This is a genomic window from Agromyces sp. NPDC058110 (assembly GCF_042884735.1).
Classification (GTDB): Bacteria; Actinomycetota; Actinomycetes; order Actinomycetales; family Microbacteriaceae; genus Agromyces.
In genome coordinates this window covers 399,967-416,432 of record NZ_JBHVTI010000001.1, presented here as the reverse complement: position 1 = coordinate 416,432, position 16,466 = coordinate 399,967, and the positions used below count along the sequence as shown (strand labels likewise).

Below are 16,466 nucleotides of genomic sequence, written 5' to 3'. Positions count from 1 at the left end.
CGCCATCGTCCGCTCGGATAACGGGCCGCGAAATGCAAGAAGGCCCGGATCGAAACCGATCCGGGCCTTCTCGACACAAGCGTGCGCGAGGGGGGACTTGAACCCCCACGCCCGTTAGGGCACTAGCACCTCAAGCTAGCGCGTCTGCCATTTCCGCCACCCGCGCTTGTGTCTGCCTTGCGATCTCTCGCTCGGCAACGAGATAGAACACTATCACGGTTCCGAACGTGCTTTTGACCACGGGAGCCGATCCGACGCCCCGTGCAGCGCGCTCGAGCACTCGAAGCGCCGATCAGCGGCATGTTCCGAATTCCGCATGTCTTCGTATCGCGGCGCACTTCGCCCAGGATCGCACGCGGCGGCTACGGTGAAGGGCATGGCCGAGACATCCGCACCGCAGTCCGAGTCCGACCCCGCACGCGAGCCCGCCGACCCGACGGCCGACCTCGACCTCGGCCTCGACCTCGAGGAGACCGCGCGCATCGCGCGCGACCTGATCAGGTTCGACACGTCGAACTACGGCGGGGGCCGGGCGAACGGCGAGCGCGAGGCGGCCGAGTACGTCGAGGCGCGCCTGGCGGCGCTCGGACTGTCGCCGCAGATGTTCGAACCCGAGCCGCGGCGCACGAGCGTCGTGGCCCGCGTGCCCGGCCGCAACCCCGACAAGCCCGCGCTCGTGCTGCACGGCCACCTCGACGTGGTGCCGGCCGACCCGCGCAACTGGAGCGTCGACCCGTTCGCCGGCGAGATCAAGGACGGCATGCTCTGGGGCCGAGGCGCCGTCGACATGAAGGACATGGACGCCATGATGCTCACGGCGCTCGGCGACATCCTCGGCTCGGGCCGGCTGCCCGAGCGCGAGATCGTCGTGGCGTACTTCGCCGACGAGGAGGCCGGGGGAGGCGTGGGCGCGAGCCGCCTCGTCGACGACCACCCCGAGCTCTTCGCGGGCGCGACCGAGGCGATCAGCGAGGTCGGCGGGTACTCGATCACGGTCGGCGGCACGCGCGCCTACCTGCTGCAGACGGGCGAGAAGTCGCTGCTCTGGGTTCGCCTGGTCGCGAAGGGCACGGCCGCGCACGGCTCGCGCCTCATCCGCGACAACGCGATCACGAAGCTCGCGGGCGCGATCGCCCGCATCGGGTCGACCGAGTGGCCCGTGCACCTCACGGGCACGACGCGCGAACTGCTCGACCGCGTGGCCGACACCCTCGGGGTCGACCCGCAGCAGGTCTCGCCCGACGAGCTCGCACTCGCGACCGGGTCTGCGTCGGGGTTCATCACGGCGACCCTGCGAACGACGTCGAACCCGACGGGGCTCGACGCCGGCTACAAGCACAACGTGATCCCCGACCGGGCGGAGGCGCTCCTCGACATCCGCACCCTGCCCGGCGAGGAGGACGACGTGCTCGCCGAGGTCGCGCGCATCGCGGGCGACGACATCGAGATCGAGATCGTGCACCGCGACGTGGGACTCGAGGCGCCCACGTCGGGAGCGCTGGTCGACGCCGTGCACCGGGCCATCCACGCGCACGATCCGGGAGCGCCCGTCTTCCCCTACCTGCTCTCCGGCGGCACCGACAACAAGTCGCTCAGCCGCCTCGGCATCACGGGCTACGGCTTCGCGCCCCTGCGGCTGCCAGAGGGGCTCGACTTCCCGGCGATGTTCCACGGCGTCGACGAGCGGGTGCCGCTGGACGCACTATTCTTCGGAAGACAGGTCCTCCGCGACCTCCTCCTCGACTACTGACGGTCTGAACTCCGGGTAGCCGGAGCGGAAAGGCGGCCCAGCCACGTGATCGAAGCGCTGATCCTCGGATTCGTCCAAGGGCTCACCGAGTTCCTCCCCATCTCCTCGAGCGCCCACCTGCGCATCCTCGGCGAGTTCCTGCCGGGTGCCCAAGACCCCGGTGCGGCCTTCACCGCGATCACGCAGCTCGGAACCGAGACCGCCGTCATCGTGTTCTTCTGGCGCGACATCGTGCGCATCATCTCGCACTGGTTCGGCTCGTTCACCGGTCGCGTGCCCCGGAACGACCCCGACGCGCGCATGGGCTGGCTGATCATCGTCGGCTCGCTGCCGATCATCGTGCTGGGGCTGCTCTTCCAGGACGCGATCGAGACCACATTCCGCTCGCTCTGGATCACGGCCACGATGCTCGTGGTCTTCGGCCTGATCCTCGGGCTCGCCGACTGGGCGGGTGCGAAGCGACGCAAGCTCGACGACATCACCGTCGGGCACGGCATCGTCTTCGGCTTCGCCCAGGCGCTCGCGCTGATCCCCGGCGTCTCGCGCTCGGGCGGCACGATCACCGCGGGCCTGTTCCTCGGCTACGAGCGCGCCGCCGCCGCGCGGTACGCGTTCTTGCTCGCGATCCCCGCGGTCTTCGGCAGCGGGCTCTACCAGCTCGCGAAGAGCCTGGGCGAACCTTCGGTGTACAACCTCGTCGAGACGGGCGCTGCGACGGTCGTGGCGTTCTTCGTCGGCCTCGCCGTGATCGCGTTCTTCATGAGCTACATCTCCAAGCGCAGCTTCCTGCCGTTCGTGATCTACCGGGTGCTGCTCGGCGGCACGCTGTTCGTGCTGCTCGGCATGGGCGTCATCCAGCCCTGACCGCTCAGCTTTCGCGCGGCCGCCAGGGCTCGTCGCGAGGGCCCTCGGCCCGGCCGTCGCGACCGTCGGGGCCGTCGCCCCGGCGACGGAGATAGCGCTCGAACTCCTGCGCGATGGCCTCGCCGCTCGCCTCGGGCGCGTCGACGGCGTCGCGCGCCCGTTCCAGCTGCTCGATGTAGCCGGCCATGTCCTCGTCTTCGGCCGCGAGCGCGTCGACGCCTGCCTCCCAGGTCTTCGCCTCGTCTTCAAGGGTGCCTCGGGGAATGCTGAGCCCCGTGAGCTCCTCGAGCTTGCCGAGGAGGGCGAGCACCGCCTTGGGGGAGGGCGCGTTGTGCACGTAGTGCGGCACCGACGCCCAGAGCGAGATCGTGGGGATGCCGGCGCGCTCGGCCTGGTCGGCGATGACGCTGAGGATGCCGACCGGGCCCTCGTACGTCGACCGCTCGACGCCGTAGCGGTCGCGGACCTCCCGGTTCTCGCTCGACGCGAAGACCGACAGCGGCCGCGTGTGCGGTGCATCGGCCAGCATGGCGCCGAGCAGGATCATGCCCTCGACGTCGGCGGCCAGCGCCTGGTCGACGAGTTCGGCGGCGAAGCTCTTCCAGCTGCGCGCGGGTTCGGCACCGAGCAGCACGTGCAGGGTGTCGGCCCCGGGGCCGGTGACCCGCTCGTCGTCGCCCGACTCGGGAACGGATGCCGCGGCATCCGCCTCGGTCGACGTCGCCGGACCGCGGAGCGAGGCGCCCGGCCATTCGATGCGGCGCACGCCGTCGTCGCCCTGCACGACCATCGGGCGGGTGAACTGGTAGTCGAAGTAGAGCTCGGGGTCGACGGCCGCGATCTCGACGAGGGAGAGCCGGTCGACGAGCAGCTTCGCCGCCCCGGTCGCCGCTTCGCCCGCGTCGTTCCACCCCTCGAAGGCGACGAGCAGCAGCCTGCCGCCGTCGAATCCGGCCGCTTGATTCACGCTCGGTGCCCCGCTCTCCGCCCCGGATCTCCCCGGGTCAACTCCCACAATAGGCCGTGCCCGTAGACTTGACGGTTGTGACCACTCGCCTTCCCGCCGCAGTCCTCTGGGACATGGACGGCACGATCGTCGACACCGAGCCCTACTGGATGTCCGCCGAGGAGGAGCTCGTCGGCTCGTTCGGCGGCACGTGGACCCACGACGACGCGATGCGCCTGGTCGGCAGCGGGCTCTGGGAGTCGGCGCGCATCTTCCAGGAGCACGGCGTCGACCTCGACGCCGACGCGATCGTCGCCCGGCTCACGCAGCGGGTGCGCGAGCAGTTGAACGAGTTCGGGCTGCCGTGGCGGCCCGGCGCCCGCGAGCTGCTCGAGGCACTGCGCGAGGCATCCGTTCCCTGCGCGCTCGTGACCATGTCGGTGCGGTCGATGGCCGACGACGTGATCGGTGCGATGCCGTTCCACCCGTTCGACGCGATCGTCACGGGCGACTCGGTGACGAACGCGAAGCCGCACCCCGAGCCCTACCTCGCGGCGGCAGCCGAACTCGGCGTCGACATCGCCGACTGCGTCGCCTTCGAGGACTCGCCGACCGGTGTCGCCTCGGCGGCTGCGTCGGGCGCCATCACGGTCGGCGTGCCCAACATCCTCCCGCTCGACCAGACCCCGGCGACGGTGCTCTGGCCGAGCCTCCACGGGCGGACGGTGGCCGACGTGGCCGCCCTCGCCCTCTCACGAAAGGCGAGCGCATGAGCGAGTCCCGCGGCGAGCGCAGCGGCCCGTTCCAGGTCGGCGACCGCGTGCAGCTGACCGGCCCCAAGGGCCGCATGCACACGATCACCCTCGAGCCGGGCCAGGTGTTCCACTCGCACAAGGGCATCATCGCCCACGACGAGATCATCGGCCTGCCCGACGGCTCGGTCGTCGCGAACCAGGTCGGCATCGAGTACCTCGCCCTGCGCCCCCTGCTCAGCGACTTCGTCATGTCGATGCCTCGCGGCGCCGCGATCGTCTATCCGAAGGACGCCGCGCAGATCCTGGCGCAGGCCGACATCTTCCCCGGTGCGACGGTCGTCGAGGCCGGCGTCGGGTCGGGCGCGCTGTCGCTGTGGCTGCTCCGCGCCATCGGCCCCCAGGGCCGCCTGCACTCGTTCGAGCGCCGCGACGACTTCGCGGGCGTCGCGCGCGGCAACGTGGCGACGTTCCACGGCGCCGACCCCGAGAACTGGACCATCACGCTCGGCGACCTCGCCGAGGCGCTGCCCGAGGTCGCGCCCGAGGCATCCGTCGACCGCGTCGTGCTCGACATGCTCGCACCGTGGGAGTGCCTCGGCGCCGTGTCGACCGCGCTGAAGCCCGGCGGAGTGCTGCTCTGCTACATCGCCACGGTCACGCAGCTCTCGCGCGTCGCCGAGGCGATCCGCGCGACGGGCGAGTACACCGAGCCGCAGTCCTCCGAGACCATGGTGCGCGGCTGGCACGTGCAGGGGCTCGCAGTGCGCCCCGACCACCGCATGATCGCGCACACCGGATTCCTCCTCACCGCCCGACGCCTCGCGCCCGACACCGTGCTGCCCGAGCTCAAGCGCCGCCCGTCGAAGACCGAGTTCTCCGATGAAGACGTCGAGCTCTGGACGCCCGGAGCGCTCGGCGAACGCCAGGTGAGCGACAAGGTGCTGCGCAAGCGCGCCAGGGCTGCGGATGCCGCGGCCGCGCGTTCGCGCGAGGGCTCCGGCCTCGACGACGCACCGACCGAACCCCCGGCCGAAGCCGAGTAGGCTTTCCCCGCCCCCACGCGACCCCACGAAGAATCGAGGATCAGTGCGCTCGTCACTCGCGCTCATCGCCACCGCCGGCCTCGTCGCCGTCGCCCTCACCGGATGCGCCGCCTCGGCGCCGGTGCCCGAGGCGACCCCCGGAGACTCCTCCTCGGCGATCGCGGTGACCGGCAAGTTCGGCGCGGAGCCGAAGGTCTCCTTCCCGACGCCGCTGGCTCCCGAGGAGACCCAGTGCACCGAGATCATCGAGGGCACGGGTCCGGTGCTCGAAGAGGGGCAGCTCGCGCTCGTCGGCCTCGCGGTCTACAACGGCGCGACGGGCGACGAACTGCAGGTCTCCGGCTTCGGCGACGAAGACGCCATCCCGCTGAACGTGAACGCATCGGCGACCATGCCCGGCATCGCCAAGGGCCTCACCTGCGCGCGCGAGGGTTCGCGCGTCGCCGTCGTCGTGCCCGAGAAGGACGGCTTCGGACCGAACGGCAACGCCTCGCTCGGCATCGAGCCCGGCGACAGCCTCGTCTTCGTGGTCGACGTGCAGCGCGCGTTCCCCTCGCGTGCCGACGGCTCGCCGCGCCTGACGCGCGACGGGTTCCCGGCCGTGGTGCTCGCGCCCGACGGACGCCCCGGCATCACCGTGCCCAAGAAGGCGGCGCCGACGACGCTCGAGCAGGAGACCCTGCTCGAGGGCGACGGCGAGGTCGTCGAAGACGGCGACACCGTCGTGGTCAACTACACGGGCGTGCTCTGGGACGAGGGCACCGTGTTCGACTCCTCGTGGGAGAACGGCACGCCGGCGACCTTCGCGGTCGGCGAGGGCGGCCAGGTGATCCCCGGCTTCTCCACGGCGATCATCGGGCAGAAGGTCGGCTCGCAGATCGGCGTCATCATCCCGCCGTCCGAGGGCTACGGAGACCAGGCGCAGGGCTCGATCCCGGCCGGCTCGACCCTGTTCTTCGTCATCGACATCCTGGGCGTGGTCTGACGTCCGGACTCGCTTCGTTCCGCCGCCCGGCGCCACCGGCGTGGGTAAGATCGCTCCTGTGACCGGCGGCGAACGAAGAGACGTGAAGATCCCGGTCGAAGACCGCCTGTTCAGCCTCGTCCTCGCGCTCCTGGCGACCGAGACCGGGCTGCTCAAGGCCGAGATCCTGTCGACCGTGCGCGGCTACGCCGAGCGCTACGACCCGCACGGCGGCAACGCGAACCTCGAGCGCCAGTTCGAGCGCGACAAAGACGAGGTGCGCGAGCTCGGCATCCCGCTCGAGACCGTCGAGTCGCCCGACCGCCCCGGCGACAACCAGGCGCTGCGCTACCGCATCCCGAAGGGCCAGTACGACCTGCCCGACGCCGTGCGGTTCACGCCCGACGAACTCGCCCTCCTCGCCCTCGCCGGCGAGGTCTGGCGCGGCGCCTCGCTCTCCGAGGACTCGCGTCGGGCGCTCACGAAGATCCGCGGGCTCGGCATCGAGCCGCGCGAGCCGGTCATCGGGTACGCCCCCCGGCTCCGCGTGCGCGACGCCGCGTTCGAACCGCTGCGCGCCGCGCTCGACCGTCGTCAGCGCGTGCGGTTCGCGTACCTCAAGCCCGGCGAGACCGCGCCGCGGCCCCGTCGCGTCGACCCGTACGCGGTCGTGCTCCACGAGGGCCGTTGGCACCTGCACGGTCGCGACGTCGACGCCGATGGCCTCCGCACCTTCCTGCTGTCGCGGATCGTCGGCAAGGTCGAGGTCGTCGCGGGCGCCACGTTCGAACCGCCCGCCGAGGGCGTGCAGGACCGCATCCTCGCCGAGCTCGACGAGCTGCGCCTCAGCAACGTCGCCGACCTCGCCGTCACCGCGGGCAGCGACGCCGAGGTGCGCCTCGGCAAGCGCGCCGTGCTCGGCGACGAAGACGCCGGCGTCATCCGCCTGCACTACACCGACGTCGCGGCCTTCGCCGACGAGCTCGCGGCCTACGGTCCCGAGGTCCGCGTGCTCGGCCCGGCCGACCTCCGCGACGCCGTCCGCGACCGGCTGCGCGTCGTCGCCGAGGCGCACGCGGCCGGCCCCCATGCGGGCGCGACCACCGCGCCCGCCGCTCCTGCGACCGAAGGGGCCTCATGACCCAGCGACGAGCCGCGCTGCGTGCTCCCGACAAGCTCGTGTTCCTGCTCTCGCTCGTGCCGTACCTGATCGAGCAGCAGGTGGTCACGGTCTCCGAGGCGGCGGCGCACTTCACCTCCACCGAGGAGCAGATCCGCGACGCCGTGCGGCTGATCGCGATGTCGGGGCTGCCGGGCGACACCGGCACCTACCAGTCCAACGACCTCTTCGACATCGACTGGGACGCCTTCGAGGAGCACGACGAGATCGTCATCGTGCACCACGTGGCGATCGACGAGGCGCCGCGCCTCGCCGCGCGCGAGGCGGCAGCCCTCATCGCCGGCCTGCAGTACCTGGCGGCCCTGCCCGAGAACGCCGACAGCACCGCGCTCGCGTCGCTCATGGGCAAGCTCAGGGCGGGCGCCTCGTCGGCGCCGTCCGGCCTCGCCATCGCCGAGACCGCGGCGGATTCCTCGCTCGCGCTCATCCGTCGTGCGATCACGGGCGGCGTGCAGCTCGAGTTCGACTACCTGAACGCCAGGGGAGAGGCAGGGCGTCGGCGCACCGACCCCCTTCGCGTCATCTCGCAGGAGGCGGACTGGTACCTGCAGGCGTACTGCCACACGCGCGAAGACGTGCGCAACTTCCGCGTCGACCGCATGAGCGACCTCGAGGTGCTCGACCTGCCCGTCGGCGACCATCGCGACCTGCAGGTGCCCGAGACGTTGTTCCAGGGATCGTCCTCCGACCTCGACGTGGTCGTCGACGTCGCGGCCGAGGCGCTCCCGCTGCTCGCCGACTACCTGGCGGACTCGTCGACGCAGGAGGTGGGCGGGCGGCTCCGGGTGACCCTCCGCCTCGCGCACGTGCACGGTCTGAAGCGCCTCGTCGCCGGGCTGCCTGGTCTCGTGACCGTCGTGGCTCCGGCCGACGCCAGGCAGGTCGTCGCGGAGTGGGCCGCGGCCGGCCTGCAGGGGTACGACGAGGCATCCGTCCGCTGAGCACGCGCGCGCTCCACGCGACCGGTTAGACTGACCACCACATCCCCGTCAGAATTGGACGCCGCATGTTCGCAAACCTCACCGGATGGCACTTCCTGATCATCCTGGTCATCATCCTGCTGCTCTTCGGCGCGCCCAAGCTCCCGGCGCTCGCGCGGAGCCTCGGGCAGTCCATGAAGATCCTCAAGACCGAGGTGCGCGACACCGACGGCAAGGCCGACGCGGCCGCGGGCGACACGGCAGGCAACGATGCCGCCGGCGGCGCCGGCGCGACCGACGGCACGGCCAAGAAGCCCGATACGACCTCAGGCGCCTGACGCATGACCGCGACGACGGCGCGCGGTGAGAAGAACCACGAGCGGCGGATGTCGCTCGGTGCGCACCTGATCGAGCTCCGCAAGCGGCTGTTCATCGCGGCCATCGCCATCGTGGTCGGCGGCATCGCGGGCTGGCTGCTCACCGAGTGGTTCGTGTGGGACGCGATCCAGCAGCCCGTGGTGAACGTGGCCAAGGCGCAGGCCGAGGCGTACGCCGCCGCGCATCCGGGCGAAGACGTGCCGCAGGTCGCGAGCATCGTCTTCCCGACCATCTCGAGCGCGTTCGACCTGCGCCTCCAGCTGGCGTTCACGATCGGTCTCGTCATCTCGAGCCCGGTGTGGCTCTACCAGATCTTCGCCTTCCTCGTACCCGGCCTGAACACCCGCGAGCGCAAGTTCACGCTCGGCTTCTTCCTCTCGGCGATCCCGCTCTTCCTCGCCGGGTGCGCCGCCGGATGGTTCGTGCTGCCGAACATCGTCAAGCTCATGACGAGCTTCGTGCCCGAGGGCGGCGAGACCCTGCTCACGGCCAAGGAGTACCTCGACTTCGTGCAGAAGCTGGTGATCGCGATCGGCATCGCGTTCGTGCTGCCGGTGTTCATCGTGCTGCTGAACTTCGCCGGCGTCATCAGCGCCGCGTCGATCATCAAGTCGTGGCGGGTCGCGATCCTCGTCATCGTGCTGTTCACGGCGATCGCCACCCCGTCGGCCGACGTCGTCTCGATGTTCATGCTCGCGATCCCCATGATCGGGCTCTACTTCCTAGCCTGGTTCATCGCGCACCTGCACGACCGCCGTGTCGATCGTCGAAACCGCGAGGAGTTCGGCGCGGCTGTCTAGGCTGAGAGGGTGATGAGCCTCTCGCCGGCGGAACGGTATGCGATGTCGCGCGAACAGCGCCGACGTCCGCGACTCCAGGACTTCGCGGCATCCCAACGATTCGACCTCGACCCCTTCCAACGAGCGGCCTGCGGGGCGCTCGACGAGGGTCGGAGCGTGCTCGTCGCGGCACCGACGGGCGCGGGCAAGACGGTCGTCGCCGAGTTCGCGGTGTACCTCGCGATGCAGCAGACGGGCGCGAAGGTGTTCTACACGACGCCCATCAAGGCGCTCTCGAACCAGAAGTACCAGGAGTTCGTGGAGACCTGGGGCGCCGACGACGTCGGCCTGCTCACGGGCGACACGAACATCAACTCGAACGCGCGCATCGTGGTGATGACCACCGAGGTGCTCCGCAACATGCTGTACGCCGAGTCGCCGACGCTCGATCGCCTCGCGTACGTCGTCATGGACGAGGTGCACTACCTCGCCGACCGGTTCCGCGGGGCCGTGTGGGAGGAGGTCATCATCCACCTGCCCGAAGACGTGCGGCTCGTCTCGCTGTCGGCGACGGTCTCCAACGCCGAGGAGTTCGGCGACTGGCTGCAGGCCGTGCGCGGCGACACCGACGTCATCGTCTCGGAAGACCGCCCGGTTCCGCTCGAGCAGCACGTGCTCGTGAAGGCGAAGCTCGTCGACCTCTTCGACTCGTCGGGCAAGGCGGCCACGAATCGGGTCAACCCCGAGCTCATGCAGCTCGCGCGTGCCGGCGGGCGCTCGATCTCGTCGCGCTCGGCTCGCGGACGGCGCGGCGGCGACCGCGGTCGCTTCCACCAGGCCGGGGCGCAGGGGGCCGGGCGCATCGATCGGCCGGAGGTCGTCGACCTGCTGCACGGCAAGCACCTGCTGCCCGCGATCTTCTTCATCTTCTCGCGCGCCGGGTGCGATCAGGCCGTCCGCCAGGTGCTCCGGTCGGGCATCCGCCTCACCGAGACCGCCGAGCGCGACGAGATCCGGGCGATCGTCGAGTCGCGCGTGCAGATGCTCCGTGATGAAGACCTCGCCGTGCTCGGCTACTGGGACTGGCTCGAGGGCCTGCAGCGCGGCGTCGCCGCGCACCACGCCGGCATGCTCCCCGCGTTCAAGGAGGTCGTCGAGGAGCTCTTCCAGCGCAAGCTTCTGAAGGTCGTCTTCGCGACCGAGACCCTCGCGCTCGGCGTGAACATGCCGGCCAGGTCGGTCGTGCTCGAGAAGCTCGAGAAGTTCAACGGCGAGGCGCGCGTGCCGATCACGCCGGGGGAGTACACCCAGCTGACGGGGCGCGCGGGCCGACGCGGCATCGACGTCGAGGGGCACTCGGTGATCCAGTGGGTCGACGGGCTCGATCCCGAGTCCGTCGCGGCGCTGGCCTCCCGCCGGAGCTACCCGATGAACTCCAGCTTCAAGCCGACCTACAACATGGCGGTGAACCTCGTCGACCAGTTCGGGCGCGAGCGCACGCGCCAGGTCCTCGAGCTCTCGTTCGCCCAGTTCCAGGCCGACCGCGCCGTGGTCGACCTCGCACGCACCCTCCGCAAGCAGGAGGAGTCGATGGCCGGCTACGCGCAGGCCATGACGTGCCACTTGGGCGACTTCGCCGAGTACGCCGCGATCCGACGGCGCATCGGCGATCTCGAGCGGTCGAACTCCAAGGGCAATCCCACCCACGCGCAGCGCGAGCGCATGCAGCGCGACCTCGCCGCCGCCCGCAAGCAGATGCGTGCGCATCCGTGCCACGGTTGCGCCGAGCGCGAGCAGCACGCGAGGTGGGCCGAGCGCTGGTGGCGGCTGCATCGCGAGCACGAGCAGCTCTCCCGGCAGATCCACTCGCGCACCGGGCAGATCGCGAAGCGGTTCGATCGGGTGGCCGACGTGCTCGAGCACCTCGGCTACCTCGAGCGCACGGCCGACGGCGGCATGGTGTCGACGGCGGCCGGCCGCATCCTGAAGCGCATCTACGGCGAACGCGACCTGCTCGTCGCCGAATGCCTGCGCCAGGGGTTCTGGAACGGGCTCGACGTGCCGTCGATCGCCGCAATGGCCGTGTCGCTCGTGTACGAGCCTCGTCGAGACGATCGCGGCGAGCAGTTCCGGCTGCCGCGCGGCCGCTTCCGCGATGCGTTCGACCGCACGACCGACGTCTGGAGCGAGCTCGACGACCTCGAGCGCGACAACCGGTTGAACGGCAGCGAGGTGCCGTCGCCCGCGCTGGCGACGGCCATGCACGCGTGGGCGTCGGGCGCGGCGCTCGGAGCGGTGCTCTCCGACACCGACCTCGCGGCCGGCGACTTCGTGCGCGTCGCCAAGCAGGTCGTCGACCTGCTCGACCAGATCTCGATCGTCGCCGACGCCGAACTCGGCGCGACGGCTCGTGCGGCGATCGATGCGGTGCGCCGCGGCGTGGTCGCCTACGGCTCGACGGGCTGAGGCCGCGCCCGATCGCGGGGGAGGGCGGCCTCCGGGGCGGTCGGGCGATCCCGGTGGCGGTGCTGGGCGTCGGGCGCGGCGCGGTCGCCTAGGCTGATCTGGTGCCCGCCCCGAGACCGCTGATGCCGCTGTGGGCGGCTGTCGTCGTCGCCGTCGCCGGCGGCCTGATCTACGACCTCGGATTCCCGGGCGTCTCGTGGTGGCCGCTCGCCTTCGTCGGCATCGCGCTCGGGCTCGTGAGCCTCATCGGCCGTTCGGCCTGGGCAGCCCTGCTCGTCGGCTTCGCCTTCGGCATCGCCTTCTACCTCCAGCAGGTCTCGTGGACCGCGCTGTACCTCGGACCGGTGCCGTGGCTCGCGCTCTCGGTGCTCGAGTCGCTGTTCGTCGCGGGCGGGGCCGTGCTGATCGCGCTCGCGTACCGGTGGGTCCCGCGCGCGAGCGACAAGCCGTGGGTGCGCCTGTACGTGCTCCCCGCGCTCGTGGCGGGGCTCTGGTGCCTGCGCGAGGCCGTCGTCGGCTCGTTCCCGTACGGCGGGTTCCCCTGGGGCCGTGCGGCGCTCAGCCAGTCCGAGAGCCCCTTCGCCGACGTCGTGTCGTGGGTGGGCAGCACGGGCCTGGGGTTCGTCATGGTGTACGTCGTCGCCGCGGTCATCGAATGGGTGCGGGCGGCCGGCTGGCGCGACCTCCGCACGGCGATCCCGGTCGTCGCGGTCACGCTGGTCGCGATGCTGGTGCCCCAGTGGCAGACGACGGATGCCGGCACGCTCCGCGTGGCCAGCGTGCAGGGCAACGGCCCTGCCGGCTACTTCGACGAGCGTGAGCAGGGCGACGTGCTGGCCGCGCAGCTGGAGGCCACCGAACCCGTGCTCGACGAGCCGGGCGTCGACGTGCTGCTGTGGCCAGAGGGCGGCTCCGACATCGATCCGCTCCGCTCCGACCGCGTGGCGGGCATCTTCGACCGCCTGAGCGAGCGGCTCGACGCACCCGTGCTGCTGAACACCGTGACGGTCGAGGGCGACGACGAGGCGAGCGCGCAGTACTTCAACACGTCGATGCTGTGGCGCGCCGGCGAGGGCGCGGTCGCCACCTACGACAAGCGCCATCCGGTGCCGTTCGGCGAGTACATCCCCGATCGCGACTTCTGGTATGCCCTGGCCCCCGACCTCATCGGGCTCGTGCAGCGGGGGTACACGCCCGGAACGAATCCGCCCGTGTTCGATCTCGGCGACGCCGTGACGGGTCTGGCGATCTGCTTCGACGTGATCTACGACGACCTCATCTGGGAGGGCGTCGACGACGGCGCCCAGGTCTTCATGTTCCAGACGAACAACGCCGACTTCCGAGGCACCGACGAGAACGAGCAGCAGCTGGCGATCGCGCGCCTGCGCGCGATCGAGACGGGCCGATCGGTCGTGAACATCTCGACGGTCGGCACGAGCCAGGTCATCGATCCGACGGGTCGCACGATCGACTCCCTGCCGGCGTACGAGCCGGGGGCGATGGTGACGGATGTCGCGCTCCGCGACGGTCGCACACCGGCCGTCGTGCTCGGGGCGGGCGTGCCGTGGTTCGTCGTGGGCGGCGCGGCGCTCGGCCTCATCGCCGCCGGCGTGCTCGCCCGGCGTCGCGATCGCGCCTGACTCCGACGGGGCCTGCTCCTCGGCACCCGGAAGGCCGGACCCCGGAAACCACGAACGCCGCCTCCGATCGGAGGCGGCGTCGATGGATGGTGCAGTGCGACTAGGCGCTCTGCTTCTGCCCGCGGCGTGCCCGCAGGAACTGCAGGCGCTCTTCGAGCAGCTCTTCGAGCTCGGCGCGCGTACGGCGCTCGAGCAGCATGTCCCAGTGGGTGCGGGCGACCTTCTCGCCCGAACGGTCGATCTCGACCGGCTTCGAGTCGACGAGGAGCACTGCGGAGGCACCGCAGTTGCGGCACTCCCACTCCTCGGGGGTCTCGGCCTCGGTCGAGAAGATCATGACCGTCTCGTGGTTGCAGGCCTCGCAGCGGTACGTGTACTGCGCGCGGTCTGCGAAGATCACGCCGTCTTCACTCTGCAGGCTCTGAGCGCCGATGCGCATGCCTCGTAGGCTCCGGTCCGCCATGGCGTACTCCTCTCGATCGTCTACAGGTATAAACGATCAAGCTGTGCGTTCCCCTTCCGGAGGCTGGGTGAATCCCGGGGAATTCTCAGTTTCGTCGCGCGACGACCTCCACCGCCAGGTCCGTCCGGTCGGTCACGAGGCCGTCGACCCCCAGGTCGAGCAGGCGTTCCATGTCGGCCGGATCGTTCACGGTCCAGACGTGCACCTCGACGCCGGCGGCATGGGCGAGCCGCACGAAGCGACGCGAGACGATGCGCAACGCGCCGAAGCGTTCGGGCACCTGCAGGGCGACGGCGCCGCGGAGCGCCCGGCGCAGCAGCGCGGGAGAGCCGAGCCACGACGACAGCACCGCGCCGATCACCCCGGCCTGCCCGACCGAGGTCGCGACGCCGGGCACGAGCTCGGCGAGACGTCGCCGACGCGCGTCGGAGAAGCTCGTCAGCAGTACCCGATCGGATGCCGCGGCGGATCGGATCACCTCGGCCGCCAGCAGCACCGCTTCGGCGACCTTGACGTCGATGTTGAACCGCGCGACCGGAAACCGCTCGAGCGCATCGGCGAGCGTGCAGAAGGTCTGCCCCGACCCGAGCTCGACCGCGGTGAGCTCGGCCAGCGTCAGGTCGGCCACGACCGCGGAGGTGCCGGCGACCCGGTCGATCGTGGCGTCGTGCGCGATGACCACGACTCCGTCGCGGGTCAGCCGCACATCGGTCTCGAGGTACCCGGCGCCGGCCTCGAGCCCCCGCTCGAAGGCGAGCAGCGTGTTCTCGGGCGCATCGAGCGCGAGGCCGCGGTGTGCGAACACCCGCGGCCTCGGAGCATCGAGGTAGTGCGACGGCACCGTCGTCGTCAGCTGCGCCCGAACGGCGTCGTGCCGGGCGCTCCCGGCGCGCCACCGGCATCCGGAGCAGCGGCCGCGCCCGGGGGCGTGAACGCCTTGCCGATGCCCTTCAGCGCCTCGGTCAGCTCGCTCGGGATGATCCAGAGCTTGTTGGCCTGGCCCTCGGCCAGTTGCGGCAGCATCTGCAGGTACTGGTATCCGAGCAGCTTGGGGTCGGGGTCGCCCTTGTGGATGGCGTCGAAGACCGTGAGGATCGCCTCGGCCTCGCCCTGCGCACGGAGCACCGCGGCCTTCGCGTCGCCCTCGGCCTGCAGGATCGCGGCCTGCCGCTGGCCCTCGGCGGTGAGGATCGCCGACTGCTTCGTGCCCTCGGCCGTCAGGATCAGCGCACGACGGTCGCGCTCGGCGCGCATCTGCTTCTCCATCGAGTCCTGGATCGAGAGGGGCGGGTCGATCGCCTTGAGCTCGACCCGCGAGACGCGGATGCCCCACTTGCCGGTCGCCTCGTCGAGCACCACGCGGAGCTGCCCGTTGATGTTGTCGCGCGAGGTGAGCGCCTCCTCGAGGTTCAGACCGCCGACCACGTTGCGGAGCGTCGTGGTCGTGAGCTGCTCGACCGCGCCCAGGTAGTTCGCGATCTCGTACGTGGCGGCTCGCGCATCGGTCACCTGGAAGTAGACGACAGTGTCGATCGAGACCACCAGGTTGTCCTCGGTGATCACCGGCTGCGGCGGGAAGGAGACGACCGTCTCGCGCATGTCGACGAGCGGACGCAGCCGATCGATGAACGGCACGAGGAGGTTCAGGCCCGGCGCGAGCGTCTTGTGGTAGCGGCCCAGCCGTTCGACCACGCCCGCGTAGGCCTGCGGGATGATGCGGATCGACCGCGCGATCACCACGATCACGAAGATGACGATCGCGACGACGATGATCGTCGTGATCACCGATGCGACATTCACTGGGGAGTGCTCCTCTCGAGCGGCACGACGACGGCCGTCGCACCGTCGATGCCCGTGACGAGCACGCGCTCGCCGACCGCGACATCGACCTGTTCGGTGATGGGGGAGAGGCGCGCCGTCCACACCTCGCCGTTCTGCAGGCGGACCTGGCCCCCGGCGGGGCCCACGGTGCGCACGACACTGCCGTCGACGCCGATGAGGGCGTCGACGTTGCTGCGCGCCGGATCGGCGCCGCGCTGGAGGGCGCGGAGCAAGGATGGCCTGAGCGTCAGGATGAGCCCGATCGCCACGACCGCGGCCACGACGAACTGCGCCCACCACGGGATGCCGAAGAGCCCTGAGAGGAGCCCCGCGACGCTGCCGAGGGCGAGCATGAGGAACGTCATCTCGAGCGTGAACACCTCGATCGTGGCGAAGACGAGGATGAGCACCAACCAGGCGATCCACGCGTACTGGGTGAGCACATCCACTTCGTTCTCCTTCGCACGGGCCCCACTTCGAAACTAGCAGGGCGAGGG

The 16,466-nt window shown here is 70.7% G+C and carries 16 protein-coding genes and 1 tRNA gene; 11 read left to right on the top strand and 6 right to left on the bottom strand.

All coding sequences use genetic code 11. The features are described 5' to 3' along the window. Positions 1–82: 82 nt before the first annotated feature. Positions 83–166, bottom strand: a tRNA-Leu gene (locus ACFVS8_RS02075). Positions 167–376: 210 nt separating this feature from the next. On the opposite strand from ACFVS8_RS02075, the gene ACFVS8_RS02070 reads away from it, so the two are divergent. Further along, on the top strand, positions 377–1,750 hold the full coding sequence (locus ACFVS8_RS02070; protein ID WP_387057086.1) for a M20/M25/M40 family metallo-hydrolase: 1,374 nt from the start codon (positions 377–379) through the stop codon (positions 1,748–1,750). A gap of 45 nt (positions 1,751–1,795) precedes the next feature. Further along, positions 1,796–2,614 carry an undecaprenyl-diphosphate phosphatase gene (locus ACFVS8_RS02065; protein WP_387057084.1) on the top strand — a complete coding sequence of 273 codons (819 nt, stop codon included), beginning with the start codon at positions 1,796–1,798 and terminating at the stop codon, positions 2,612–2,614. Between the two features lie 4 nt (positions 2,615–2,618). Here ACFVS8_RS02065 and ACFVS8_RS02060 read toward each other — a convergent pair whose 3' ends face one another. Continuing rightward, entirely contained in the window at positions 2,619–3,581 is a 963-nt protein-coding gene (locus tag ACFVS8_RS02060; RefSeq protein ID WP_387057082.1) for a PAC2 family protein, read from the bottom strand. 77 nt (positions 3,582–3,658) lie between these two features. Between ACFVS8_RS02060 and ACFVS8_RS02055 the strand changes: the two genes are divergently transcribed. The 9 genes from ACFVS8_RS02055 to lnt all read left to right on the top strand — a co-directional run bounded on the left by ACFVS8_RS02055 (position 3,659) and on the right by lnt (position 13,685). Continuing rightward, complete coding sequence (locus ACFVS8_RS02055) at positions 3,659–4,333, top strand: HAD family hydrolase (RefSeq protein WP_387057080.1); 675 nt, start codon at positions 3,659–3,661, stop codon at positions 4,331–4,333. Further along, complete coding sequence (locus ACFVS8_RS02050) at positions 4,330–5,358, top strand: tRNA (adenine-N1)-methyltransferase (protein WP_387057078.1); 1,029 nt, start codon at positions 4,330–4,332, stop codon at positions 5,356–5,358. Before ACFVS8_RS02055 ends, ACFVS8_RS02050 begins: the two co-directional genes overlap by 4 nt. A gap of 43 nt (positions 5,359–5,401) precedes the next feature. Then, positions 5,402–6,343, top strand: coding sequence for an FKBP-type peptidyl-prolyl cis-trans isomerase (locus ACFVS8_RS02045; RefSeq protein WP_387057076.1), 942 nt, complete (start codon positions 5,402–5,404; stop codon positions 6,341–6,343). Positions 6,344–6,401: 58 nt separating this feature from the next. Next, complete coding sequence (locus tag ACFVS8_RS02040) at positions 6,402–7,463, top strand: helix-turn-helix transcriptional regulator (RefSeq protein WP_387057074.1); 1,062 nt, start codon at positions 6,402–6,404, stop codon at positions 7,461–7,463. Further along, entirely contained in the window at positions 7,460–8,443 is a 984-nt protein-coding gene (locus ACFVS8_RS02035; RefSeq protein WP_387057072.1) for a helix-turn-helix transcriptional regulator, read from the top strand. The genes ACFVS8_RS02040 and ACFVS8_RS02035 overlap by 4 nt, the downstream gene beginning before the upstream one ends. A 65-nt stretch (positions 8,444–8,508) precedes the next feature. After that, positions 8,509–8,760 (top strand): twin-arginine translocase TatA/TatE family subunit, encoded by a 252-nt coding sequence (gene tatA / locus ACFVS8_RS02030; protein WP_387057070.1) that lies wholly within the window; start codon positions 8,509–8,511, stop codon positions 8,758–8,760. A gap of 3 nt (positions 8,761–8,763) precedes the next feature. Further along, entirely contained in the window at positions 8,764–9,600 is an 837-nt protein-coding gene (tatC, locus tag ACFVS8_RS02025; protein WP_387057068.1) for a twin-arginine translocase subunit TatC, read from the top strand. Positions 9,601–9,642: 42 nt separating this feature from the next. Next, positions 9,643–12,045 (top strand): DEAD/DEAH box helicase, encoded by a 2,403-nt coding sequence (locus tag ACFVS8_RS02020; RefSeq protein ID WP_387057066.1) that lies wholly within the window; start codon positions 9,643–9,645, stop codon positions 12,043–12,045. Positions 12,046–12,146: 101 nt separating this feature from the next. Further along, the gene (gene lnt, locus ACFVS8_RS02015; RefSeq protein WP_387057064.1) at positions 12,147–13,685 is read left to right on the top strand and encodes an apolipoprotein N-acyltransferase; all 1,539 of its coding nucleotides are present in this window, start codon (positions 12,147–12,149) and stop codon (positions 13,683–13,685) included. A gap of 100 nt (positions 13,686–13,785) precedes the next feature. Here lnt and ACFVS8_RS02010 read toward each other — a convergent pair whose 3' ends face one another. The 4 genes from ACFVS8_RS02010 to ACFVS8_RS01995 all read right to left on the bottom strand — a co-directional run bounded on the left by ACFVS8_RS02010 (position 13,786) and on the right by ACFVS8_RS01995 (position 16,418). Next, positions 13,786–14,148 carry an RNA polymerase-binding protein RbpA gene (locus tag ACFVS8_RS02010; RefSeq protein ID WP_387057062.1) on the bottom strand — a complete coding sequence of 121 codons (363 nt, stop codon included), beginning with the start codon at positions 14,146–14,148 and terminating at the stop codon, positions 13,786–13,788. Between the two features lie 85 nt (positions 14,149–14,233). Continuing rightward, complete coding sequence (locus tag ACFVS8_RS02005) at positions 14,234–14,953, bottom strand: glycerophosphodiester phosphodiesterase (RefSeq protein ID WP_387057060.1); 720 nt, start codon at positions 14,951–14,953, stop codon at positions 14,234–14,236. 44 nt (positions 14,954–14,997) lie between these two features. Then, entirely contained in the window at positions 14,998–15,948 is a 951-nt protein-coding gene (locus tag ACFVS8_RS02000) for an SPFH domain-containing protein (RefSeq protein ID WP_387057058.1), read from the bottom strand. Further along, positions 15,945–16,418, bottom strand: a complete 474-nt coding sequence (locus ACFVS8_RS01995) for an NfeD family protein (RefSeq protein ID WP_387057056.1) — start codon at positions 16,416–16,418, stop codon at positions 15,945–15,947. The genes ACFVS8_RS02000 and ACFVS8_RS01995 overlap by 4 nt, the downstream gene beginning before the upstream one ends. Between the last annotated feature and the right edge of the window lie 48 nt (positions 16,419–16,466).

Coding starts and splice junctions, on each gene's coding strand:
- ACFVS8_RS02070 (WP_387057086.1), top strand. CDS start 377: ATGGCCGAGACATCCGCACCGCAGTCCGAGTCCGACCCCGCACGCGAG.
- ACFVS8_RS02050 (WP_387057078.1), top strand. CDS start 4,330: ATGAGCGAGTCCCGCGGCGAGCGCAGCGGCCCGTTCCAGGTCGGCGAC.
- ACFVS8_RS02035 (WP_387057072.1), top strand. CDS start 7,460: ATGACCCAGCGACGAGCCGCGCTGCGTGCTCCCGACAAGCTCGTGTTC.
- tatA (WP_387057070.1), top strand. CDS start 8,509: ATGTTCGCAAACCTCACCGGATGGCACTTCCTGATCATCCTGGTCATC.
- tatC (WP_387057068.1), top strand. CDS start 8,764: ATGACCGCGACGACGGCGCGCGGTGAGAAGAACCACGAGCGGCGGATG.
- ACFVS8_RS02020 (WP_387057066.1), top strand. CDS start 9,643: ATGTCGCGCGAACAGCGCCGACGTCCGCGACTCCAGGACTTCGCGGCA.
- ACFVS8_RS02010 (WP_387057062.1), bottom strand. CDS start 14,148: ATGGCGGACCGGAGCCTACGAGGCATGCGCATCGGCGCTCAGAGCCTG.